The sequence below is a fragment of the Pseudomonas sp. GW822-FHT01E03 genome, assembly GCF_058802985.1.
This window is the reverse complement of sequence record NZ_JBXAOQ010000010.1, coordinates 210052-231471: the sequence shown is the minus strand read 5'-3', so window position 1 is coordinate 231471 and position 21420 is coordinate 210052. Positions and strand designations below refer to the sequence as shown.

Sequence of the window (21420 nt, the reverse complement as noted above, 5' to 3'; positions counted from 1 at the left end):
ACTTCAGCGGCGGCCTCGGCGGCGGGGTCGCCTGATCGGTGTGAAGAGGTGGTTATGCACGCGCAAACAATCCAACACGAACACAGCCTTACCGGCAGCTTGCGCTTCAACGGGATCGGCAAGACCTTTCCCGGGGTGAATGCGCTGGACAACATCAGCTTCGTCGCCCATCCGGGGCAGGTTCACGCCTTGATGGGCGAGAACGGCGCCGGCAAGTCGACGTTGCTGAAAATTCTCGGTGGGGCCTACACGCCTTGCAGCGGTGCCTTGCAGATCGGCGAGCGGACGATGGACTTCAAGTCCACCGCCGACAGCATCGGCAGTGGCGTCGCGGTGATCCACCAGGAGTTGCATCTGGTGCCGGAAATGACCGTGGCCGAGAACCTGTTTCTCGGGCATCTGCCAGCCAGTTTCGGCCTGATCAATCGCAGCACCCTGCGCCAGCAGGCACTGTCCTGCCTCAAAGGCCTGGCCGATGAAATCGACCCGCAGGAGAAGGTCGGGCGCCTGTCCCTCGGCCAGCGGCAACTGGTGGAAATCGCCAAGGCTTTGTCCCGTGGCGCCCACGTGATTGCCTTCGACGAACCCACCAGCAGCCTTTCGGCAAGGGAGATCGACCGCTTGATGGCGATCATCGGCCGGCTGCGGGACGAAGGCAAAGTGGTGCTCTATGTCTCCCATCGCATGGAAGAGGTGTTTCGCATCTGCAACGCGGTGACGGTGTTCAAGGACGGGCGCTACGTGCGCACGTTCGATGACATGAGCCAACTGACCCACGATCAACTGGTCACCTGCATGGTCGGGCGCGACATCCAGGACATCTACGATTACCGCCCGCGCCAGCGCGGCGCGGTGGCACTCAAGGTCGACGGACTGCTCGGGCCGGGGTTGCGCGAGCCAGTGAGTTTCGAGGTGCACAAAGGCGAAATCCTCGGGCTGTTCGGGCTGGTTGGGGCCGGTCGCACCGAGCTGTTGCGCTTGCTCAGTGGCCTGGCGCGCAACAGCGCCGGACAGCTGAAACTTCGAGGCCATGAACTGAAGCTGCGTTCACCCCGGGACGCGATTGCCGCCGGGATCCTGTTGTGCCCCGAAGACCGCAAGAAGGAAGGCATCCTGCCGCTGGCCAGCGTCGCCGAGAACATCAACATCAGTGCGCGTGGCGCCCACTCCACCTTCGGTTGCCTGTTGCGTGGCCTGTGGGAAAAGGACAACGCCGAGCAGCAGATCAAGGCGCTGAAAGTGAAGACGCCCAACGCGGCGCAGAAAATCATGTACCTGTCCGGTGGCAATCAGCAGAAGGCCATTCTCGGCCGCTGGCTGTCGATGCCGATGAAAGTGCTGTTGCTCGACGAACCCACACGCGGCATCGACATCGGTGCCAAGGCCGAGATCTACCAGATCATCCATAACCTGGCAGCCGAGGGGATCGCGGTGATTGTGGTGTCCAGCGACTTGATGGAAGTCATGGGCATTTCCGACCGCATCCTGGTGCTGTGCGAAGGCGCCCTGCGTGGCGAACTGAGCCGCGAACAGGCCAACGAATCCAACCTGCTGCAACTGGCTTTGCCGCGCCAACGCGCCGACGGCGTGGCGAACTGAGAGGTGACTATGATGACAACCCAAAACAACACCCTGCCGACCACGCGCAAACCGCTGGACATGCGGCGCTTCCTTGATGACTGGGTGATGCTGCTGGCGGCGGTCGGCATTTTTGTCGCCTGTACCTTGCTGATCGACAACTTCCTTTCACCGCTGAACATGCGTGGCCTGGGCCTGGCGATTTCCACCACCGGGATCGCTGCGTGCACCATGTTGTATTGCCTGGCGTCCGGGCATTTCGACTTGTCGGTGGGCTCGGTGATTGCTTGTGCCGGGGTGGTCGCGGCGGTGGTGATGCGCGACACCGACAGCGTGTTTCTCGGTGTCGGTGCGGCGCTGGTGATGGGCCTGATCGTCGGGTTGATCAACGGGATAGTGATCGCCAAGCTGCGGGTCAATGCGCTGATCACCACGCTGGCGACCATGCAGATCGTGCGCGGTCTGGCCTACATCTTCGCCAACGGCAAAGCGGTGGGGGTGTCCCAGGAATCGTTCTTTGTGTTCGGTAACGGCCAGATGTTTGGCGTGCCGGTACCGATCCTGATCACCATCGTCTGCTTCCTGTTCTTCGGCTGGCTGCTGAACTACACCACCTACGGGCGCAACACCATGGCCATCGGCGGCAACCAGGAAGCGGCACTGCTGGCCGGCGTGAATGTCGACCGGACCAAGATCATCATCTTCGCCGTACACGGTGTGATCGGCGCGTTGGCCGGGGTGATCCTGGCCTCGCGCATGACCTCCGGCCAGCCAATGATCGGCCAGGGTTTCGAATTGACGGTGATCTCGGCCTGCGTGCTGGGCGGGGTGTCGTTGAGTGGCGGGATCGGGATGATCCGGCACGTGATCGCCGGGGTGTTGATTCTGGCGATCATCGAAAATGCGATGAACCTGAAGAACATCGATACGTTTTATCAGTATGTGATCCGGGGTTCGATTTTGCTTCTGGCCGTCGTGATTGACCGCCTGAAACAGCGCTGACACCCCATTACACCTGTGGGAGCGAGCTTGCTCGCGATGAGGCCAACAGCTTCAGCACAAAAAGTTGGCCTTAACCCGCCTTGCGCTTTTGCTCGGCGGTGTATTTGGTTTTGCTTCCACGAGGCATGGGATTTCTCCTGGCTTCATTACTCTCTCAAATGGCTTTCCTCGTCCTCGGTGGTGCTTGAACCGAGGCCACCACTGCCGGGTGTTTTTTTGTCGGGCAGGTTCGTCCCGCCCTGACGTCCCGCGTCGTTGCCTTGAATCCGCGGGTCGGTGCCGGTGGCGGGCGGCAGGTTATGGTCGATCGTCGTGCCATCGGTGTTCATGCCGGGGGCACTCTGGATGGCGGGAGCCCTGGGTTTTTCCACCGGATTGGTCGGGCCGGTGCTCGAGCCGATGGTTCCGGCGAAGGAGGCGGCGGATAAAAGGGCAGTGAGAACGAGGGCGGTCAACCTGGACAGGGTCATGGTGGTGTCTCCAGCGAGTAGAGTCCTTACCTGATTAGTCCGCCCTCGATCCGGATGGGTGCATTGTCAGCGACGAACGGCTCAGGCCTCCTGCAGTGCCCTGACCGCTGTGGCTCTACGCCAGATCAAGCGGCCCACGGTGATCAGCCAGTTGAGCGAGGCAACCGCCAACACCGTGAGCAACAGCGTGGGCATGCCTTGCTCGACGATGATTTTCCCTGCCAGCAATGGAAATCCGAACACGCCGATGAAGTACGACAGGCTGAACAGCAGCAAGGATTGTGCGGTGGTGCCGTTCGGCGCTTCATTGGCGGCCAGGCCGTTGATCACCGAGTAGGTCAGGCCGTAACCGATCCCGAGCATCACTGCGGCGAGCACGTAGCTGACGCTGCTGTCGACGACAAAACCGAACATCACGATCGATGCCAGCATCAGCCCCGAAAGCAGGCACGATGCACGCAATGGATCGCGCTTGACCACGAAACCGGCAACCAGCATGCGGCCGCTGATCGCCGCGCTCATGAAGCCGAGGAAGAACAGCGAATAGTCGAGCGAGCGCGCTGCGGCATAACTGGTTTGAAAGCTCGACAGACCACCGAACACACAGCCGCCGAGACCAACCATGATGATCGGGAAAACGGCCCTGGACGACAGCACCTGACCCGCTGCACGCCAGGAAATTCGCGACACGCTGCCAGATTGCGCGGGCGCCGGTTTCAGTTGTCGATCCAGGCGCCAGAATAGCAATACGCCGATCAGGCTGGCCAGCGCCGCCAGGTAAAACGCCGCGGTCACCGGATAGCCAAGCGCACTCGCCGCGCGGCCGAGCAAAGGGCCGCTGCCGATCCCGGTCATCATGCTTCCGGACAACAGGGCGAAGTATCTGGTGCGCTGCGCGGGTGTCACCAGGCTTGCCACGATGATCGGCCCCAGGGTGTAGAACACGCCCCAGCCCAAGCCCAGCAGCAGGCCGAAAAACAACAACAGGTGACCGAAGCCCGGGGTCAGGGCGAAGCCCAGGCTGGCGGCTACCAGCAATACACCGAACAGCGCCACCGAGCGGGCGGCACCGAGCAGGTCGGACAAATGACCGGAAACAATCACCGCTGCAAAGGTGCTGAGCATTGCCGCCGAAATCACACTTCCGGCGTCGTGTTCGTTACCGCCGCGAGTACCAATCAGCAACGACAGCAGAAACGTCGAGCCGTAGGACAATGACAACAGGTAACTGGCGAGGCAAAAAAGGCCGAACAGCTTGTTTGAAACTGGGGGTGTTGCGGTGGGCATGACGCGGTTCCTTGACCGGATAAATGAGCAGCGCGTCTATCTAACCACGCAGACCCCGAATATTAGATCCGAGGTTATCGATTCCAGGGTTAGTGCCGGCCGGAGTAAACCCCCTTTGTAGGAGCGAGCTTGCTCGCGATGAGCCCGAGAACACCGCGTGTATCCAGAAAGCACGCGTTATCGTTAACGACCATCGCGAGCGAGCTCCTACAGGTGTTGGGACAGTTCCCTCGCCACAAATACCGCGCCGACTTAGTATGGCGTTTTCCACTTTTGACAAGGCACGTCCATGACGATCGAAATCCGCCCGGCGACCCCCAGTGACGCACCGCAAATCCTCGCGTTCATCACTGAACTGGCCGACTACGAACGTGCCCGCCATGAAGTCATCGCCAGCGTTGCCGATATCGAGCGCAGTCTGTTCAGCGAAGGCGCCACAGCCCATGGCCTGATCTGCCTGCGCGAGGGTGCACCCATCGGTTTCGCGGTGTTCTTCTTCAGCTATTCCACCTGGCTTGGCAGCAACTGCCTGTACCTCGAAGACCTCTACATCACCCCGGAGCAACGCGGCGGTGGCGCGGGCAAGACCCTGTTGCGGCATCTGGCGAAAATCGCCTGCGCCAACGACTGCGGCCGTTTCGAGTGGAGCGTGCTGGAATGGAATACGCCGGCCATCGATTTCTACAAATCCCTGGGCGCGCAGCCGCAGGAGGAGTGGGTGCGCTATCGGATGGATGGGGCGGTGTTGCGGGATTTTGCAGCGGGTAACTGATCGCTTCTAAAAGATCGCAGCCTACGAGCTGCGATTTTTTTGTCTCGTCTCACAATATGGGATTGATATTTATATATTGAGATTTGTCCCCTCGCAGGTTTATAGTCCCGCTCACTCACTGCCAAAAACCAAAACAGGTGAAGCGATGCAGGCGCAATTGATCGCGCTCGACTGGGGGACAACCTCATTACGTGCTTACAAACTGGCCGAAGGCGGGCAAGTGCTCGAACAGCGTTCGCTGTCGTCGGGGATCATGCAGCTGCCGAAAGCGCCGCGAATCATTGGCGGCCGGGAATGCGCCGATGGTTTCGAACTGGCCTTCGATGAGGCTTGCGGCGACTGGCTCGACGCCCAGCCGGATTTGCCGGTGATTGCCTGCGGCATGGTCGGCAGCGCCCAGGGTTGGAGCGAAGCGGCCTACCGGGGCACGCCGGCGAACGTCGCCACGCTCGGTACGTCCTTGCAAACCGTGCGCAGCCGGCGCGGCGTCGATGTGCACATCGTGCCCGGCGTCATCGAGCGTTCGCCTTTGCCGAACGTGATGCGCGGCGAAGAAACCCAGGTACTCGGCGTGCTGCAAAACCTGACGAGCGAGGCGGGCGCTGATCTGCTGATCGGCCTGCCGGGCAGCCATTCGAAATGGGTGGAAGTGGCCGACGGCTGCATCGTGCACTTCGACACTTTCATGACCGGCGAAGTCTTCGCAGTGCTCAGTCAACACAGCATTCTCGGACGCACCCAACAATGTGGCGCGTCTTTCGATGGCGATGCGTTTGATCGCGGCGTGAAGATCGCGTTGTCGGCGCACGGTGAAATCGGCCTGCTGTCGACGATGTTCAGCGCCCGCAGTCTCGGGCTGACCGGCGAGTTGAGCGCAATCGCCCAGGCGGACTATCTGTCCGGCCTGCTGATCGGCCACGAGTTGACGGCCGTGGCCAATGTCCAGCGGCGCCGACGCAACAGCGTGCATCTGCCTTCGATCATCCTCATCGGCAACACCCAACTCTGTGCCCGCTACAGCCGTGCGCTCGACGCCTGCGGTTTTGCCCGGGTGACTCTGGCCGATCAGGCCACCGAACGCGGGTTGTGGCAACTGGCGCTGGCTGCCGGCCTGGTCACGTGCACCGCATCCCGTTAAACCTGACTGGAGTCCTGACATGCTCAAACAAGCCCTGGCGCAAAACGGCCTGATCGCGATCCTGCGTGGCCTGCGCCCGCAGGAAGCGGCGGCCATCGGCGAAGTCCTGTACGCCGCCGGATTTCGCGTCATCGAAGTGCCGCTCAATTCCCCTGAACCGTACGAAAGTATCCGCATCCTGCGCAGTACCTTGCCCGCCGATTGCCTGATCGGTGCCGGTACGGTGTTGACGCCGGAGCAGGTCGAGCAAGTGAAAGCCGCGGGCGGCCAGGTGATCGTCATGCCCCATAGCGATCCGAAGGTCTTGCGCGCGGCGAAAGCGGCAGGGCTGTACCTGTCGCCGGGTGTCGCCACGCCGACCGAAGCCTTCACGGCACTGGCTGAAGGCGCGGATGTGCTGAAGCTGTTTCCGGCCGAGCAGATGGGGCCGGCAGTCGTCAAAGCCTGGCTCGCCGTATTGCCTGCCGGAACCCTGCTGGCGCCGGTTGGCGGGATCACGCCGGACAACATGCAGTCGTTCATCGACGCCGGCGTCAAAGGTTTCGGCCTCGGTTCCGGCCTGTTCAAACCGGGCATGACGCCTACGCAGGTGGCGGCCAATGCCGAGGCCTACGTCGCTGCCTGGAAAGCCCTTCGCTAAGACTTCATTGAGCGCCGAGCGCGCTGCATCTAATAAGAGAGCCAAAAGATGAAAATCACCAAACTGACCACCTTCATCGTTCCGCCGCGCTGGTGCTTCCTCAAGGTCGAAACCGACGAGGGCGTCACCGGTTGGGGTGAGCCCGTGGTCGAAGGCCGCGCCCACACCGTTGCCGCTGCCGTTGAAGAATTGTCCGACTACCTGATCGGTAAAGACCCGCGCAACATCGAAGACATCTGGACCGTGCTCTATCGCGGCGGCTTCTACCGTGGCGGCGCGATCCACATGAGCGCTCTGGCTGGTATCGATCAGGCCTTGTGGGACATCAAGGGCAAGGCGCTGGGCGTGTCGGTCAGCGATCTGCTGGGTGGCCAGGTGCGGGACAAGATTCGTGTGTACTCGTGGATCGGCGGTGACCGTCCAGCGGACACCGCGCGTGCGGCGAAAGAAGCGGTCGAGCGTGGTTTTACCGCGGTGAAAATGAACGGCACCGAAGAGCTGCAATTCCTCGATACCTTCGACAAGGTCGACCAGGCCCTGGCCAACGTCGCTGCCGTGCGCGATGCCGTCGGCCCGAACGTCGGCATAGGCGTGGACTTCCATGGCCGGGTGCACAAGCCCATGGCCAAGGTGCTGATGAAGGAGCTTGATCCGTACAAGCTGATGTTCATCGAAGAGCCGGTGCTGAGCGAAAACTACGAAGCGCTCAAAGAGTTGGCGCCGCTGACCAGTACGCCGATTGCTCTGGGCGAACGGCTGTTCTCGCGCTGGGATTTCAAGCGCGTGCTCAGCGAAGGTTATGTCGACATCATCCAGCCGGATGCCTCCCACGCTGGTGGCATCACCGAGACCCGCAAGATCGCCAACATGGCCGAAGCCTACGACGTGGCGCTGGCGCTGCATTGCCCGCTGGGCCCGATTGCCCTGGCGGCCTGCCTACAACTGGACGCGGCTTGCTATAACGCGTTCATCCAGGAACAGAGCCTGGGCATCCATTACAACGAGAGCAACGACCTGCTCGACTACGTCAAAGACCCAAGGGTGTTCGACTACGACAAAGGCTTCGTGAAGATCCCGAACGGCCCGGGCCTGGGCATCGAGATCAACGAGGAATACGTGATCGAACGCGCCGCCATCGGCCACCGCTGGCGCAACCCGATCTGGCGCCATGCCGATGGCAGTTTTGCCGAGTGGTGAGTGATCTCTGATCCACCACCTATCCCCTGTAGGAGCGAGCCTGCTCGCGATGGTGTGTCAGTCGACATCAATGCTGAATGACACACCGCTATCGCGAGCAGGCTCGCTCCTACAAGGGGTCTGCGCGAAGTTTCAAATCGACCTCAATAACCATAAGAAGAGGCACCCCCCATGCAACCGCAAACCCTCACCGGGCAGGCGTCGTTGGTGACGCCCAGCCGCAAGCGTTTTTTCATCATGGTGCTGTTGTTCATCACCGTGGTGATCAACTACCTGGACCGCAGCAACCTGTCCATCGCTGCCCCGGCATTGACCAGTGACTTGGGCATCGACCCGATCCACGTCGGCCTGATCTTCTCTGCGTTCGGCTGGACCTACGCGGCCATGCAAATCCCCGGCGGCTGGCTGGTGGATCGCGTGCCACCGCGCATCCTTTACAGTGTTGCCTTGCTGCTGTGGTCGGTGGCCACGGTGATGCTCGGCTTCGCCGGCAGCTTCATCGCGCTGTTCGTGTTGCGCATGGCCGTCGGCGCCCTGGAAGCGCCGGCGTACCCGATCAACAGCCGTGTGGTCACCACCTGGTTCCCCGAGCGCGAGCGTGCCACGGCCATCGGTTTCTATACCTCCGGGCAATTCGTCGGTCTGGCCTTCCTGACGCCGGTGCTGGCCTGGCTGCAGCACGAATTCGGCTGGCACATGGTGTTCGTCACCACCGGCGCGGTGGGCATTGTGTGGGCGGTGATCTGGTACGCGGTGTATCGCGAGCCACGGGATTTCAAAGGCGCCAATGACGCGGAAATCGATTTGATCCGCGAGGGCGGCGGGCTGGTGGATATCCAGGCCGAACAGGCCAGGGTCAAAGCCAAATTCAGCTGGACCGACCTGGGGATTGTCCTGACCAAGCGCAAGCTCTGGGGCATTTACCTCGGGCAGTTCTGCCTCAACTCGACACTGTGGTTCTTCCTCACCTGGTTCCCGACCTACCTGGTGAAGTATCGCGGCATGGACTTCATCAAGTCCGGCCTGTTGGCGTCGCTGCCGTTTCTCGCCGCGTTTATCGGCGTGCTGTGTTCCGGTTTCTTCTCGGACTTTTTGATCCGTCGCGATTACACGGTAGGTTTCGCCCGCAAGTTGCCGATCATCAGTGGCCTGCTGATTTCCACCTCGATCATCGGCGCCAACTTTGTCGAGTCGACGCCGTTAGTGATTGCCTTCCTCGCGCTGGCATTCTTCGGCAATGGCCTGGCGTCGATTACCTGGTCGCTGGTATCGACCTTGGCTCCGGCGCGTTTGCTCGGGCTGACCGGCGGTGTGTTCAACTTCATCGGCAACCTGTCGGCGATTGCCACGCCTATCGTGATCGGCTTCCTCGCGACGGGTGATTCTTTTGCCCCGGCGATCACCTACATCTCGGTGCTTGCACTGATTGGCGCACTGTCCTACATCTTGCTGGTGGGCAAGGTCGAGCGTATCAAGTTGTAGTCGTGGCACGCGGGCGACCATAATGCCGCCCGTTCACTCGCTCAACGGTAAAGGCTGGATATGCAGGAAGACGCCCCAAAAATCGCCAAGGACGCCGCGCCGACCGGCACCCAGACCCTGCTTCGCGGGTTGGGTGTGGTCCAGGCCGTGGCCAGCGGCGCCCGCGATCTCAAGGAAATCGCCCGGCTGATCGGCACCACGCGCAGCACCACCCATCGCCTGGCCAGTTGCCTGGTGGACGAGCGTTATCTGCGGGTGGTGCCGCAAGTCGGTTATTTGCTGGGGCCGAAACTGATCGAACTGGGCTTTCAGGCCCGTGAAGAGCTGCCGTTGGTAACCCTGGCCGGGCCGTACCTGGATGAGTTGTCGGCGTTGACCGGCGACACCATTCACCTGGCGATTCGTGAAGGCGACGAAGTGCTGTACCTGCACAAGAATCCGGGGCGCAATGGCCCGGAAATGCGTTCGCGGGTCGGCCATCGCATGCCGTTGGCGCGCACCGGGATCGGCAAGGCGCTGATGCTCGATGATTCACCGCAAGAGTGGCAGCGCCTGTACGAAGTCAGCCTGCCGGTGGGTGGGAAAAACCAGTTCTGGCCGCAGCACCCGGAGCAATCCTGGGAGCAGTTTCAGCAGCGCATGGTCGAGTATGTGGCCGGCGGTTATGCGTTCGACCTGGAAGACAACGAACCGTCGATCCGCTGTGTGGCCGCTCCGATCCGTGATGCCAGCAAGCGCATCGTCGCCGGCATCAGCATTGCCAGTACCGTGCCTTACATGCCGCTGGAAAAAATGGCCGAGCTGATTCCCCTGATCAAAGGGGTCACGGCCCGGCTGTCGGCGGAGCTTGGCTTGAAGGTTTAGATTTTCAAGGTCGCCATGTCGATGACGAAGCGGTACTTCACGTCACCGGCGATCATGCGGGCGTAAGCCTCGTTGATCTGGCGGATGTCGAGCATCTCGATGTCGCAGGTGATGTTGTGCTCGGCGCAGAAATCCAGCACTTCCTGGGTTTCTGCGATGCCGCCGATCAGCGAGCCGGCGAGCACGCGACGCCCCAACACCAGTTTGGCGGCATGTACCGGTGGCTCCACCGGTTCGATCAACCCCACCAGGATATGTACGCCGTCGAATCGCAGCGTATCGAGGTAAGGGTTGAGGTCGTGCTGCACCGGAATGGTGTCGAGCAGGAAATCGAAGTGCCCGGCCGCAGCCTGCATCTGGGCATCATCGGTGGACACGATCACATGGTCCGCGCCCTGACGACGAGCCTCTTCGGCCTTGCTCGCCGAACGGGTGAACAAGGTCACCTCGGCGCCCATGGCCTTGGCGAACTTGATGCCCATGTGGCCCAGGCCGCCCATGCCGAGAATCCCGACCTTGTCACCGGCCTTCACGCCGTAGTGCTTGAGCGGTGAGTAGGTGGTGATGCCGGCGCACAGGATCGGCGCGGCGCTGGCCAGGGGCAGTTTTTCCGGGATACGCACCACAAAGTGCTCGCTGACCACGATGCTGTCGGAGTAGCCGCCCATGGTGTTGCTGCCATCCACGCGGTCCGGGGTGGCGTAGGTCATGGTCGGACCTTCGAGGCAGTATTGCTCGAGGTTGGCCTGGCAGGCTTCGCAGCTGCGGCACGAGTCGACCATGCAGCCGACACCGACCAGATCGCCGACTTTATGCTGGGTGACACTCGCACCCACGGCGGTCACCTTGCCTACGATTTCGTGGCCAGGCATCAGCGGGTAAACGGCAATGCCCCACTCGTTGCGAGCCTGATGGATGTCGGAATGGCAGACGCCGCAGTAGAGAATCTCGATGGCAACGTCGTCAGGCCTTGGGCTGCGACGTTCGAATTTCACGGGGGCGAGGGGAGTGGTGGCCGACTGGGCGGCGTATCCGATGGCGGTGTACATGGTGAACCTCGCAAAAGCGCTGACGGGTGAGGTGGCGCATTCTGGGCGTCGTCCCCTGTACCGGCCATGGCGATTCCTCCGGGTGTCATGCCTATTCCTCCGGCATCCGCCTCTGTTCGAGCCCATTGGCAATCAGACCTGCGATGATGCTTTCGTCCCTTATTCCGTGACCTTTTTTGTGAAGAGCCCCGATGCTGTTGACCCGTTACCTTGATGCCAATGCCACCCTGGTTTCGCTGATCGAGCCGCTGTCCACTCGCGACGGTTTCGTCCCGACTGCGTTGCCGGGCGTACAGGTTCTGCGGGCCAGTTGCGACGTGGCCCGTGGGCCGCAGATCTATGAGCCGAGCCTGGTGATCATCGCCCAGGGCAGCAAACTGGCGTACCTGGGGCCGCGCACCCTGGAATATGGTGCTGGGCATTACCTGATTCAGGCGCTGCCGGTGCCGTTCGAGTGTGAAACCTTTGCCGCGCCCAGCGGGCCGATGCTGGGTGTTTCCGTCGCGATCGACCGGGTGATGCTGGGCGAGTTGGTGTTGGCGATGGGCCTGGCGCCGGGGCGGCATATTCCGGCGCAAACACCGGAGTCCATGACCTCGGCAGTGCTCGATGACGCCATGCGCGGTTGTGTCGAGCGGCTGCTGCGTTGCCTGCACGATCCGCTGGAATGCCAGATCATGGGGCAAGCGCGTTTGCGTGAGTTGCTGTTCGTCGCCCTGCGCGGTCCGCAAGCCGATGTATTGCGGGCACTGGTTGAGCAGCAGGGGCAGTTCGCCCGGATCGCGGCATCCCTCAGTCATCTGCATGCGCATTACACCGAACCGTTGAACGTCGAGACCCTGGCCAGTTGCGCCAACATGAGTGCGTCGACCTTTCACGAGCATTTCAAGCGCAGCACCTTGTTGTCACCGGTGCAGTACCTGAAGCGATTGCGTCTGCTGCGGGCACAGCAGTTGTTGGTGGGGGAGGGGCTGGGTGTGGCGCAGGTGGCGCATCGGGTGGGGTATCAGAGCACGTCGCAGTTCAGTCGCGAGTACAAGCGGTACTTCGAGCGTAATCCCGGGGATGAACGCGCTGCCTGAGTTGGTAATAGATCCCCTGTGGGGGCGGTGTTATGTCCTGAATCGCACGCAACAAAAAGGCCCCCGTTTCGGGAGCCTTGATGTTCAGCGGTTCGGCTTACATGTTCGGGTAAGTCGGGCCGCCGGCACCTTCCGGCGCCACCCAGGTGATGTTCTGAGCAGGATCCTTGATGTCGCAGGTCTTGCAGTGAACGCAGTTCTGGGCGTTGATCTGGAAGCGCTTCTCGCCGTCTTCCTTGGTGATCACTTCATACACGCCGGCCGGGCAGTAACGCTGTGCCGGCTCATCGTACAGCGGCAGGTTCTTGCTGATCGGGATGCTCGCGTCGGCCAGCTTCAGGTGGCACGGCTGTTCTTCTTCGTGGTTGGTACCGGAGATGAACACCGAGCTCAATTTGTCGAAGCTGAGCTTGCCGTCCGGTTTCGGGTAGTCGATCTTCTTGCAGTCGGCCGCGAGCTTGAGGCAAGCGTAATCCGGCTTGGTGTCGTGCAGGGTGAACGGCAGTTTGCCGCCGAAGATGTTCTGGTCGAGCCAGTTGAAACCGCCGCCGACGATGGCGCCGAACTTGTGGATTGCCGGGCCGAAGTTGCGGCTGGCGAACAGTTCTTCGTAGAGCCAGCTCTTTTTGAACGAGTCGACGTAAGTGGTCAGCTCTTCGGTGCCGTCCTTCTCGGCGAACAGCGCCTCGGCCACGGATTCAGCGGCGAGCATGCCGGACTTCATCGCAGTGTGGCTGCCTTTGATCTTGGCGAAGTTCAGGGTGCCGAGGTCGCAACCGATCAGCGCGCCGCCCTTGAACACCATTTTCGGCAGCGAGTTCAGGCCGCCCTTGCAGATGGCACGTGCGCCGTAGCTGATGCGCTTGCCGCCTTCCAGGTACTGAGCAAGCACCGGGTGATGCTTGAGACGCTGGAACTCGTCGAACGGCGACAGGTAGGTGTTGCTGTAGGACAGGTCGACGATCAGGCCAACCACGACCTGGTTGTTTTCCAGGTGATAGAGGAACGAGCCACCGGTGTTCTCGGTGCCCATGATGTCCATCGGCCAACCGGCGGTGTGCACTACCAGGCCTGGCTGATGCTTGGCCGGGTCGACTTCCCAGATTTCCTTCAGGCCGATGCCGTAGTGCTGGGCATCAGCGTCAGTGTCCAGGTTGAAGCGCTTGATCAGTTGCTTGCCGATGTGGCCACGGCAACCTTCGGCGAACAGCGTGTACTTGCCACGCAGTTCCATGCCAGGAGTGTACAAGCCTTCCTTCGGGTTGCCTTCGCGGTCGACGCCCAGGTCGCCGGTGATGATCCCGCGAACCACGCCGTTTTCGTCGATCAGCGCTTCCTGAGCGGCGAAGCCAGGGTAGATTTCCACGCCCAGGTTCTCGGCCTGCTGGGCCAGCCAGCGGCACAGGTTGCCCAGGGAGATGATGTAGTTGCCTTCGTTGTGCATGGTCTTGGGCACAAAGAAGTCTGGAATTTTCTGCGCGCTTTCAGCGTTCTTGAGCACGAAGATGTCGTCGCGGGTGACGGGCGTGTTCAGCGGCGCGCCGAGTTCTTTCCAGTTCGGGAACAGTTCGTTCAGGGCCCGTGGTTCGAACACGGCGCCGGACAGAATGTGAGCACCGACTTCGGAGCCTTTTTCGACCACGCAGACGCTGATTTCCTTACCGGCTTCGGCGGCCTTCTGCTTCAAGCGGCAGGCGGCGGAAAGACCAGCGGGGCCGGCACCGACGATGACCACGTCGAATTCCATGTATTCGCGTTCCACAGGTTATCTCCTACTCAAGGCTCAACAGTTTTTTTTCTAATTTGGAAGTCGGGTGTCGCATCCATGAATTCCGGCGCAACGCCGGAAGAGGACAATCGATTGACCACCTTTCTCTTTTGGTGGCGCATTATATCTACACCACTCTCAGCGTCCAATACAAACGTTTGTTTGAATTGGCTCAAAGCCAGAGAAATCAAAGTCACGCGCCTTATGAACGGCCATTTTGGCGTATTGACCGGAATAGGCGTTCCGGTCAAGATACGGGCGGTTTTGCGCTCGCCGTAGGCTGGCTGTTGGTTTCAAGAGCACCTCTAAAGACAGGGCGATGGCAGTAGAGAGTGATGCGCTGCGCGGGTTTGATGTGCAGTTTACACGCCGCGATGTTGAATGACTCGTCAGTCACCACTGACCAACGGTCATCCAGATCATGAGCGATGGTCACTTGACAGCTTTGCCGGCGTTTTTGGAGGTGCCCTTGCGCCCGATGAGCATCAACCGCCAGGTTCGCCTAGGCGACTTTCTTTTCACCGGAGAGTAACGAGGAATCCATGAAGGTTCTTGTAGCTGTCAAACGCGTTGTGGATTACAACGTCAAGGTTCGCGTCAAGGCGGACAATTCCGGCGTCGATCTTGCCAACGTCAAGATGTCGATGAACCCGTTCTGCGAAATCGCCGTGGAAGAAGCCGTACGCCTGAAAGAGAAGGGTGTTGCGACTGAAATCGTCGTCGTCTCCGTAGGCCCGTCCACCGCTCAAGAGCAACTGCGCACCGCGCTGGCTCTGGGTGCCGACCGCGCCATCCTCGTCGAGTCCGCCGAAGACCTGACTTCCCTGGCTGTTGCCAAACTGTTGAAAGCTGTTGTCGACAAGGAACAGCCTCAGCTGGTGATCCTTGGCAAACAGGCCATCGACAGCGACAACAACCAGACTGGCCAGATGCTCGCTGCATTGAGTGGCTACGGTCAGGGCACGTTCGCTTCGAAAGTCGAAATCAGCGGCGACAGCGTAGCTGTGACCCGTGAAATCGACGGCGGCGCGCAGACGGTTTCCCTGAAACTGCCGGCGATCGTCACCACCGACCTGCGTTTGAACGAGCCGCGCTATGCGTCTCTGCCAAACATCATGAAAGCCAAGAAGAAGCCTCTCGAAGTGCTGATTCCGGATGCTTTGGGCGTTTCCACCGCCTCCACCAACAAGACTTTGAAAGTCGAAGCGCCGGCTGCACGCAGCGCGGGTATCAAGGTCAAGTCGGTGGCTGAACTGGTCGAGAAACTGAAAAACGAAGCGAAGGTAATCTAATCATGACTATCTTGGTAATCGCTGAGCACGACAACAAGGTTGTGGCTCCTGCCACCCTGAACACCGTTGCTGCTGCCGCCAAAATCGGTGGCGACATCCACGTTCTGGTCGCTGGCCAGGGTGTTGGTGCCGTGGCTGAAGCCGCTGCGAAAATCGCTGGCGTGAGCAAAGTATTGGTAGCTGACAATGCTGCCTACGCGCACCAGCTGCCGGAAAACGTCGCTCCTCTGGTTGCAGAGCTGGGCAAGGGCTACAGCCACATCCTGGCTGCCGCCACTTCCAACGGCAAAAACATCCTGCCGCGCGTTGCCGCTGCACTGGACGTTGACCAGATCTCCGAGATCATCTCGGTTGAAAGCGCCGACACCTTCAAGCGTCCGATCTACGCCGGTAACGCCATCGCTACCGTTCAGTCGAACGCTGCGGTCAAGGTGATCACCGTGCGTGCCACCGGTTTCGACCCGGTTGCAGCTGAAGGTGGCTCCGCTGCCGTTGAAGCTGTTGGCGCTGCCCACGACGCTGGCATCTCCAGCTTCGTTGGCGAAGAACTGGCCAAGTCCGATCGTCCGGAACTGACCGCTGCCAAGATCGTCGTTTCCGGCGGTCGCGGCATGCAGAACGGCGACAACTTCAAACACCTGTACGCCCTGGCCGACAAGCTGGGCGCTGCCGTCGGTGCATCGCGCGCCGCGGTCGACGCAGGTTTTGTTCCGAACGACATGCAGGTCGGTCAGACCGGCAAGATCGTTGCTCCACAGCTGTACATCGCCGTCGGTATCTCCGGCGCGATCCAGCACCTGGCCGGCATGAAAGACTCCAAAGTGATCGTTGCGATCAACAAGGACGAAGAAGCGCCGATCTTCCAGGTGGCCGATTACGGCCTGGTGGCGGACCTGTTCGAAGCCATCCCTGAGTTGGAGAAGCTGGTCTAATCCGGCTGCTTCACTTATAAAGAGCCCGGCCTTTTGGTCGGGCTTTTTTTTTGCTCTTCATTCTGTAGGAGCGAGCTTGCTCGCGATGGACGTTAACGATGACGCGTCGATCCTGGATAAACGCGGTGCCTTTGAATCCATCGCGAGCAAGCTCGCTCCTACAGGGGGGGGCATAACAAGGTATGAGTGGAGTGTGAAGCCATGGATCTGCGCTGTGTGTGGAGCTTGCTGGGATTGACGCTATTGCCGGCGCTGTCTGTCGCCGCGGGTAAATGCGAGCGGCTGGTGGTCACCGGCAGCCCGGATGCACCGCCGTACCTGTGGCAAGACCCGCACAATCCCAAATACCTGATCGGTGCCAGCGCCGATTTGCTGCAGCAAGTGGCGGGGGAGTTGGGGCTCAAGGTCGAACTGCTTTATGCCGGAAAACGCGCCCAGGCCCTGGACGAAGTGCGCAGCGGGCGCATGGACATGCTGGCGGACGCGACGTTGACCGTCAGCGAGCTGGAGACCCTGGACTACATCCATCCAGCCTTGCTGGAAAACGACTACCTGGTCTGGACTCGCAAGGACTCGACACTGGTCTACAACGAAGCACAGGACCTGCACGGCCATCCCGGTGCCGTGTCGGAAAAGGCCCGAATGACCCCGCAATTCAGCACCTTTGCTGGACAGCAACTGACCCTCACGCGCACGTCCAACCTGACCCAGGCCTTTCAGAAACTGCTGTTGGGCGAGGTCGAGTTTGTACTGGCAGGGCGTTACTCGGGCATGGCGACCGCACAGACACTGGGCATGGCCGCTGACCTGGTCGCGCGCGCGCAACCGGTCGACAAACCTGGCCTGTACCTGGCGATTTCCCATGACTCGGCGTGCAACGATCCGTGGTTGCGCGGACAGTTGGCCAAAAAGATGACAGAATTGCCCGCGTCCGGACTGACGGAGGCCGTGCTGATGCGCAATATCGAGCGATGGAAAGCGCAACGCTCACAACCACAGCCAAGCCCCCCGCAACAACCCGTCAGTACCCCAAAACAGTAAGGATTTTCAGTGAGTATTCGACCTCTTTTCGCTGCCGTGGCCTTTGCCGCCCTGGCGGGTTGTGCAACCGATCCTGCGCCGAATGAACAGATTCGCCTGACCGAACAGGCACTCGAACAGGCCAAGGCCGTAGGCGCCACCGCCGACGATGTGCCGGAAATGAAACTGGCCGAAGACAAGTTCAACCGCGCCAAGGGCAACATGACCGATCAATCCTTCAAAAACGCACGCATGCGGGCCGAACAGGCCGAACTCGATGCGCGCCTGGCTGAAGCCAAGGTGTTGACGGCCAAGAGCGAGGAACAGTTGAACGTGCTCAACACCCGCATCGCCCGCCTGCGCAAGCAACTGGGAGATGCCCAATGAGCCTCAAGAGCAAAGCCCTCGGCGGTTTGATCCTGGCAGGCTGCGCGAGCCTCTTTGGCTGCGCCAGCCAGCACAGCGAGTCTGCGTTGCAGCAGGCCGGTGCCGACTTTCAGAAGGTCAAGGAAGACTCCAATGTGCTGCGAATCGCCCCCAAGGACGTGATTCGCGCCGGTGAGTCCCTGGCCCGTGCCGATCGCCTGTCCAGCTATTGGGGCAGCGGTTCGGACGTGGTGCATTACGCCTACCTGAGCCAGCGCTACAGCGCCATTGCCCGGGAGCACACCAATCAGGTGCTCAACGAAGAGCAAGCGGCAAAACTCGAACTGGAACGGCAGCGTCTGCAACTGGCATTGCGTGAATCCAAACTGTTCAGCGTGCAGCAGCAAGGCAAATGGCTCGAGGAGCAGATCCTGGCATTGACGACCAGCCAGACCGACCGCGGGCTGGTGATGACCTTGGGCGACATGCTGTTCGACACTGGTGAAGCGGAATTGAAACCGTCGGCCAACCGTGTGGTGTTGAAGATCGTGCAGTTCCTGCAACTCAACCCCAAGCGAGTGGTGCGGATCGAAGGTTATACGGACAGTACCGGGGGCAAGCAGGAAAACCTCAAGCTGTCCCGCGACCGGGCGCAATCGGTGGCTGACGTGCTGATGGACCTGGGTATCGACGACAAGCGCATCCAGGTCGAGGGTTATGGCGACGAGTATCCGGTGGACGCGAACGCGTCGGAACGGGGCCGGGCGCAGAATCGTCGGGTGGAAATTGTGTTTTCCGACGAAAAGGGCCAGCTCGGCGCTGCCCGCTAAGGGTTGCGTCGCTGGAAAGCCCGGCCTGCCATGCAGTGCCGGGTTTTTTTATGCCTGCCGATTACCGCACAAAACAGTACAGATTTTGCTGACACTGCACTGTACGGTCGACTATTGTGGCAACTGTCCCCGTACACTTCTAAACTGTTCCGGTATTGTTTCACACAAGAATAAAATGCCCGTGAAATCGAGTGCTGCGTCATGACCAATCTTTTGCTCTATCAACGTATTGCTCAACAACTGGCCGAAGACATCCGCCGTGGGGTCTATCAGCCTGGGGAGCGCGTGCCTTCGGTGCGCAAGATGAGCTCGCAGCTCAATGTCAGCCATGCGACGGTGTTGCAGGCGTATGCTAATCTCGAGGATCAGGGGCTGATCCGCGCCCGGCCGCAGTCGGGTTACTACGTGCACCAGACGCCGGCACTCACCGCGCCGACGCCGGACATCGCCCGGGTCGAGCGCCCCGGGCTGGTCACCCGCAGCAGCATCATTCAGCAAGTCCTGGTCGAGTCCCGTCGTGAAGGTGTCTTCCCGCTGGGCGCTGCGGTGCCGAGTGTCGACTATTTGCCGGTGCGGGCACTGCATCAGCAATTGGCCAAAGTCACCCGTTTCCATAGCCCGCGGGCCTTCAGCTACATGTTCAGCCCTGGTTTCGAGCCGTTGCGCCGACAAGTGGCGATCCGCATGCGCGATGCCGGCGTGGTGGTCGATCCGTCGGAGGTGGTGATCACCCACGGTTGCGTCGATGCGCTGCAGATGTCCTTGCGTGTGCTGACCCGTCCGGGCGATCTGATCGCGGCCGAGTCGCCGACCTATTACGGGTTGCTGCAACTGGCCGACCTGTTGGGGCTCAAGGTCATCGAGATCCCCAGTGATCCAGCCACGGGCATGAGCCTGGAAGCCCTGCAACTGGCGGCCAACCAATGGTCGATCAAGGCGTTGGTGCTGACCACCCGCCTGAGCAATCCGTTGGGCGGCACCATGCCGGAGGAGCGGCAGAAACAATTGCTGCGCCTGGCGTCGGACTTCGATATCCAGATTGTCGAAGACGATATCTACGGTGAGCTGATGTTCGAGCAGGGGCGCACCAAGTCTCTCAAGGCCTATGATCGGCTGGATCGGGTGATCTATTGCTCGAGTTTCTCCAAGACCCTGTCGCCTGGCGTGCGGATCGGCTGGATGATCGCCGGCAAGTATCAGCAGGAAATCCAGCGCTTGCAGACCTTCAGTACGCATTCCGCGTGCAGCGTCACCCAGATGGGCATTGCCGCGTACCTGGAAAATGGCGGGTACGACCGGCATTTGCGCTTCATCCGTCAGGAGTACCGGAAAAACCTCAGTGCCTTCCAATTGGCCGTGCAACAGTATTTCCCTGAAGGCACGCAGATGACCCGACCTACCGGCGGCTTCATTCTGTGGGTCAGTCTGCCGGGGCGGGTCAACACGCAAGAGTTGCACGTGCGGGCATTGCAGCAGGGCATCAGTATCGCGCCGGGACTGATCTTCAGTAATACCGAGCAATTCAATCACTGCATCCGGCTCAATTGCGGCACCCCGTGGAACCGCGAGGCCGAGCGTGCATTGATGACCCTGGGCATGCTGGCCACCCAACTCTGCCAGGAGATGGCTGGCGGTTTGTAACAGGCTGCGACTGCGCTTGTCTTGTGGGCTGCAACAGGCGAGCATATGCATCTCTGCCGTTTGCACCCACCGTTGGATACATGAAACCGACTTTTCCTGCCGCCTGGCTTTTGCTCTGCCTGATTGCGAGTATTCAGCCGGCATCCGTCGTGGCTGCTACCGAGCAGGATCAGACTACCGGCAGTTTCCACGTCGCACCGATAGAAGCCGCACCTGTCAAAAAAGCCTCGGTGGCCGGTAAGCAGGCGACGCCCGTGAAAAAGCGTCCGCCCATTGCCTCCAAATCGAAACCGGCCAGCGAGGTGGCAAAGACTGAGCTTCCATCTACCAAACTGGATCTGAGCTTGCCCAAGGATATGGTTCAAGAGCTCAAGCCGGTCGGAACGGTGCCGTTGGTCAGGCGCGAACCGTTGTTACCCCAGATGTTCGGTGACAAAAGCGGCAACAGCGAGTTCCAGCTCAACGGCCGCCTGCTCAGCAACGAAATGCAGCTGCAACTGCGAAATGAAGAACGCCACGAGGTCGAAGGCGCGGCACTGGATTTCGAGTTCAAGCAGTAACCCCGTCAGGATCCGCGAACCGCAGGCCAGACGCTTTGTCGGAGACTGGCCGGTCATGCTCGTTTGCGTTGAAAAACCCGCCCGCAGGTAATTTAAAACAACTGTTTTAACGGGTACTCTGTGCCCCGTCCATTAACACATTGCTCGTCGCGAGGAGCTTGTCGTCATGAAATGCCGTGAGGGCTGTGGCGCTTGTTGCATTGCCCCTTCCATCAGTTCACCGATTCCCGGTATGCCCAATGGCAAGGCCGCGGGGCAGCGTTGCCTGCAACTTTCCTCCGATAACCTGTGCAGTATTTTCGGCCAGCCGGAACGGCCGGCGGTGTGTTCTGCCTTCGAGGCCGATCCCGAGGTTTGCGGAAGCAGCAGCGAAGAAGCCATCCGGTTGATCGGCTGGTGGGAGCAAATGACGGCGGCGTGATGTGTTCTACGAACGGAACTTCAACAATA

General features: G+C 60.6%; 21 protein-coding genes. 17 read left to right on the top strand and 4 right to left on the bottom strand.

The features are described 5' to 3' along the window. The first annotated feature begins 54 nt into the window (after positions 1-54). Positions 55-1599: an L-arabinose ABC transporter ATP-binding protein AraG gene (gene araG, locus AC1RP7_RS20925; protein WP_493181071.1), complete on the top strand. Its 1545-nt coding sequence runs from the start codon at positions 55-57 to the stop codon at positions 1597-1599. Between the two features lie 12 nt (positions 1600-1611). Beyond that, positions 1612-2580 (top strand): L-arabinose ABC transporter permease AraH, encoded by a 969-nt coding sequence (araH, locus tag AC1RP7_RS20920; RefSeq protein WP_493181069.1) that lies wholly within the window; start codon positions 1612-1614, stop codon positions 2578-2580. 146 nt (positions 2581-2726) lie between these two features. On the opposite strand, the gene AC1RP7_RS20915 is transcribed toward araH, so the two are convergent. Both AC1RP7_RS20915 and AC1RP7_RS20910 read right to left on the bottom strand, forming a co-directional pair. Further along, positions 2727-3050 (bottom strand): hypothetical protein, encoded by a 324-nt coding sequence (locus AC1RP7_RS20915; protein ID WP_150812216.1) that lies wholly within the window; start codon positions 3048-3050, stop codon positions 2727-2729. An 81-nt stretch (positions 3051-3131) separates the two neighbouring features. Continuing rightward, entirely contained in the window at positions 3132-4337 is a 1206-nt protein-coding gene (locus AC1RP7_RS20910; RefSeq protein WP_493181068.1) for an MFS transporter, read from the bottom strand. A 289-nt stretch (positions 4338-4626) separates the two neighbouring features. On the opposite strand from AC1RP7_RS20910, the gene AC1RP7_RS20905 reads away from it, so the two are divergent. The 6 genes from AC1RP7_RS20905 to AC1RP7_RS20880 all read left to right on the top strand — a co-directional run bounded on the left by AC1RP7_RS20905 (position 4627) and on the right by AC1RP7_RS20880 (position 10430). Then, positions 4627-5109 carry a GNAT family N-acetyltransferase gene (locus AC1RP7_RS20905; RefSeq protein ID WP_057713732.1) on the top strand — a complete coding sequence of 161 codons (483 nt, stop codon included), beginning with the start codon at positions 4627-4629 and terminating at the stop codon, positions 5107-5109. A 145-nt stretch (positions 5110-5254) separates the two neighbouring features. Further along, positions 5255-6247, top strand: a complete 993-nt coding sequence (locus AC1RP7_RS20900; protein WP_493181067.1) for a 2-dehydro-3-deoxygalactonokinase — start codon at positions 5255-5257, stop codon at positions 6245-6247. Positions 6248-6266: 19 nt separating this feature from the next. After that, on the top strand, positions 6267-6887 hold the full coding sequence (locus tag AC1RP7_RS20895; protein ID WP_057713734.1) for a 2-dehydro-3-deoxy-6-phosphogalactonate aldolase: 621 nt from the start codon (positions 6267-6269) through the stop codon (positions 6885-6887). A gap of 48 nt (positions 6888-6935) precedes the next feature. Then, the gene (dgoD, locus tag AC1RP7_RS20890) at positions 6936-8084 is read left to right on the top strand and encodes a galactonate dehydratase (RefSeq protein ID WP_008047041.1); all 1149 of its coding nucleotides are present in this window, start codon (positions 6936-6938) and stop codon (positions 8082-8084) included. A 171-nt stretch (positions 8085-8255) separates the two neighbouring features. Then, a complete protein-coding gene (locus AC1RP7_RS20885; protein WP_493181065.1) occupies positions 8256-9566 on the top strand; it encodes an MFS transporter in 1311 nt (436 codons plus the stop codon). 60 nt (positions 9567-9626) lie between these two features. After that, positions 9627-10430 carry an IclR family transcriptional regulator gene (locus AC1RP7_RS20880; RefSeq protein WP_150812222.1) on the top strand — a complete coding sequence of 268 codons (804 nt, stop codon included), beginning with the start codon at positions 9627-9629 and terminating at the stop codon, positions 10428-10430. On the opposite strand, the gene AC1RP7_RS20875 is transcribed toward AC1RP7_RS20880, so the two are convergent. Beyond that, the gene (locus tag AC1RP7_RS20875; RefSeq protein WP_057713737.1) at positions 10427-11479 is read right to left on the bottom strand and encodes an NAD(P)-dependent alcohol dehydrogenase; all 1053 of its coding nucleotides are present in this window, start codon (positions 11477-11479) and stop codon (positions 10427-10429) included. The genes AC1RP7_RS20880 and AC1RP7_RS20875 overlap by 4 nt on opposite strands. Positions 11480-11670: 191 nt before the next feature. On the opposite strand from AC1RP7_RS20875, the gene AC1RP7_RS20870 reads away from it, so the two are divergent. After that, positions 11671-12561 carry an AraC family transcriptional regulator gene (locus tag AC1RP7_RS20870; RefSeq protein WP_057713738.1) on the top strand — a complete coding sequence of 297 codons (891 nt, stop codon included), beginning with the start codon at positions 11671-11673 and terminating at the stop codon, positions 12559-12561. A gap of 97 nt (positions 12562-12658) precedes the next feature. Here AC1RP7_RS20870 and AC1RP7_RS20865 read toward each other — a convergent pair whose 3' ends face one another. Continuing rightward, entirely contained in the window at positions 12659-14323 is a 1665-nt protein-coding gene (locus tag AC1RP7_RS20865; protein ID WP_493181063.1) for an electron transfer flavoprotein-ubiquinone oxidoreductase, read from the bottom strand. 548 nt (positions 14324-14871) lie between these two features. Here AC1RP7_RS20865 and AC1RP7_RS20860 point away from each other — a divergent pair. The 8 genes from AC1RP7_RS20860 to AC1RP7_RS20825 all read left to right on the top strand — a co-directional run bounded on the left by AC1RP7_RS20860 (position 14872) and on the right by AC1RP7_RS20825 (position 21391). Continuing rightward, the gene (locus AC1RP7_RS20860; RefSeq protein WP_493181062.1) at positions 14872-15621 is read left to right on the top strand and encodes an electron transfer flavoprotein subunit beta/FixA family protein; all 750 of its coding nucleotides are present in this window, start codon (positions 14872-14874) and stop codon (positions 15619-15621) included. A 2-nt stretch (positions 15622-15623) separates the two neighbouring features. Next, positions 15624-16553 carry an electron transfer flavoprotein subunit alpha/FixB family protein gene (locus AC1RP7_RS20855; RefSeq protein ID WP_057713740.1) on the top strand — a complete coding sequence of 310 codons (930 nt, stop codon included), beginning with the start codon at positions 15624-15626 and terminating at the stop codon, positions 16551-16553. Positions 16554-16754: 201 nt separating this feature from the next. After that, the gene (locus tag AC1RP7_RS20850; RefSeq protein ID WP_057713741.1) at positions 16755-17594 is read left to right on the top strand and encodes a substrate-binding periplasmic protein; all 840 of its coding nucleotides are present in this window, start codon (positions 16755-16757) and stop codon (positions 17592-17594) included. A gap of 9 nt (positions 17595-17603) precedes the next feature. Further along, entirely contained in the window at positions 17604-17960 is a 357-nt protein-coding gene (locus AC1RP7_RS20845; RefSeq protein WP_056727192.1) for a DUF4398 domain-containing protein, read from the top strand. Continuing rightward, positions 17957-18769 (top strand): OmpA family protein, encoded by an 813-nt coding sequence (locus AC1RP7_RS20840; RefSeq protein ID WP_057713742.1) that lies wholly within the window; start codon positions 17957-17959, stop codon positions 18767-18769. The genes AC1RP7_RS20845 and AC1RP7_RS20840 overlap by 4 nt, the downstream gene beginning before the upstream one ends. A gap of 201 nt (positions 18770-18970) precedes the next feature. Continuing rightward, positions 18971-20410 carry an aminotransferase-like domain-containing protein gene (locus tag AC1RP7_RS20835; protein WP_007973699.1) on the top strand — a complete coding sequence of 480 codons (1440 nt, stop codon included), beginning with the start codon at positions 18971-18973 and terminating at the stop codon, positions 20408-20410. Positions 20411-20490: 80 nt separating this feature from the next. Continuing rightward, on the top strand, positions 20491-20970 hold the full coding sequence (locus tag AC1RP7_RS20830; RefSeq protein ID WP_150812227.1) for a translation initiation factor 2: 480 nt from the start codon (positions 20491-20493) through the stop codon (positions 20968-20970). Positions 20971-21136: 166 nt separating this feature from the next. Beyond that, positions 21137-21391 carry a YkgJ family cysteine cluster protein gene (locus AC1RP7_RS20825; RefSeq protein ID WP_046037440.1) on the top strand — a complete coding sequence of 85 codons (255 nt, stop codon included), beginning with the start codon at positions 21137-21139 and terminating at the stop codon, positions 21389-21391. The last annotated feature ends 29 nt before the right edge of the window (positions 21392-21420 follow it).

Excerpts from the sequence above, each read along its gene's own strand:
- AC1RP7_RS20880 (WP_150812222.1), top strand. The coding sequence starts at position 9,627 with ATGCAGGAAGACGCCCCAAAAATCGCCAAGGACGCCGCGCCGACCGGC.
- dgoD (WP_008047041.1), top strand. The coding sequence starts at position 6,936 with ATGAAAATCACCAAACTGACCACCTTCATCGTTCCGCCGCGCTGGTGC.
- AC1RP7_RS20850 (WP_057713741.1), top strand. The coding sequence starts at position 16,755 with ATGGATCTGCGCTGTGTGTGGAGCTTGCTGGGATTGACGCTATTGCCG.
- AC1RP7_RS20840 (WP_057713742.1), top strand. The coding sequence starts at position 17,957 with ATGAGCCTCAAGAGCAAAGCCCTCGGCGGTTTGATCCTGGCAGGCTGC.
- AC1RP7_RS20830 (WP_150812227.1), top strand. The coding sequence starts at position 20,491 with ATGAAACCGACTTTTCCTGCCGCCTGGCTTTTGCTCTGCCTGATTGCG.
- AC1RP7_RS20900 (WP_493181067.1), top strand. The coding sequence starts at position 5,255 with ATGCAGGCGCAATTGATCGCGCTCGACTGGGGGACAACCTCATTACGT.
- AC1RP7_RS20835 (WP_007973699.1), top strand. The coding sequence starts at position 18,971 with ATGACCAATCTTTTGCTCTATCAACGTATTGCTCAACAACTGGCCGAA.
- AC1RP7_RS20875 (WP_057713737.1), bottom strand. The coding sequence starts at position 11,479 with ATGTACACCGCCATCGGATACGCCGCCCAGTCGGCCACCACTCCCCTC.
- AC1RP7_RS20905 (WP_057713732.1), top strand. The coding sequence starts at position 4,627 with ATGACGATCGAAATCCGCCCGGCGACCCCCAGTGACGCACCGCAAATC.
- AC1RP7_RS20910 (WP_493181068.1), bottom strand. The coding sequence starts at position 4,337 with ATGCCCACCGCAACACCCCCAGTTTCAAACAAGCTGTTCGGCCTTTTT.
- AC1RP7_RS20870 (WP_057713738.1), top strand. The coding sequence starts at position 11,671 with ATGCTGTTGACCCGTTACCTTGATGCCAATGCCACCCTGGTTTCGCTG.
- AC1RP7_RS20895 (WP_057713734.1), top strand. The coding sequence starts at position 6,267 with ATGCTCAAACAAGCCCTGGCGCAAAACGGCCTGATCGCGATCCTGCGT.
- AC1RP7_RS20825 (WP_046037440.1), top strand. The coding sequence starts at position 21,137 with ATGAAATGCCGTGAGGGCTGTGGCGCTTGTTGCATTGCCCCTTCCATC.
- AC1RP7_RS20915 (WP_150812216.1), bottom strand. The coding sequence starts at position 3,050 with ATGACCCTGTCCAGGTTGACCGCCCTCGTTCTCACTGCCCTTTTATCC.
- araH (WP_493181069.1), top strand. The coding sequence starts at position 1,612 with ATGACAACCCAAAACAACACCCTGCCGACCACGCGCAAACCGCTGGAC.
- AC1RP7_RS20885 (WP_493181065.1), top strand. The coding sequence starts at position 8,256 with ATGCAACCGCAAACCCTCACCGGGCAGGCGTCGTTGGTGACGCCCAGC.
- araG (WP_493181071.1), top strand. The coding sequence starts at position 55 with ATGCACGCGCAAACAATCCAACACGAACACAGCCTTACCGGCAGCTTG.
- AC1RP7_RS20860 (WP_493181062.1), top strand. The coding sequence starts at position 14,872 with ATGAAGGTTCTTGTAGCTGTCAAACGCGTTGTGGATTACAACGTCAAG.
- AC1RP7_RS20855 (WP_057713740.1), top strand. The coding sequence starts at position 15,624 with ATGACTATCTTGGTAATCGCTGAGCACGACAACAAGGTTGTGGCTCCT.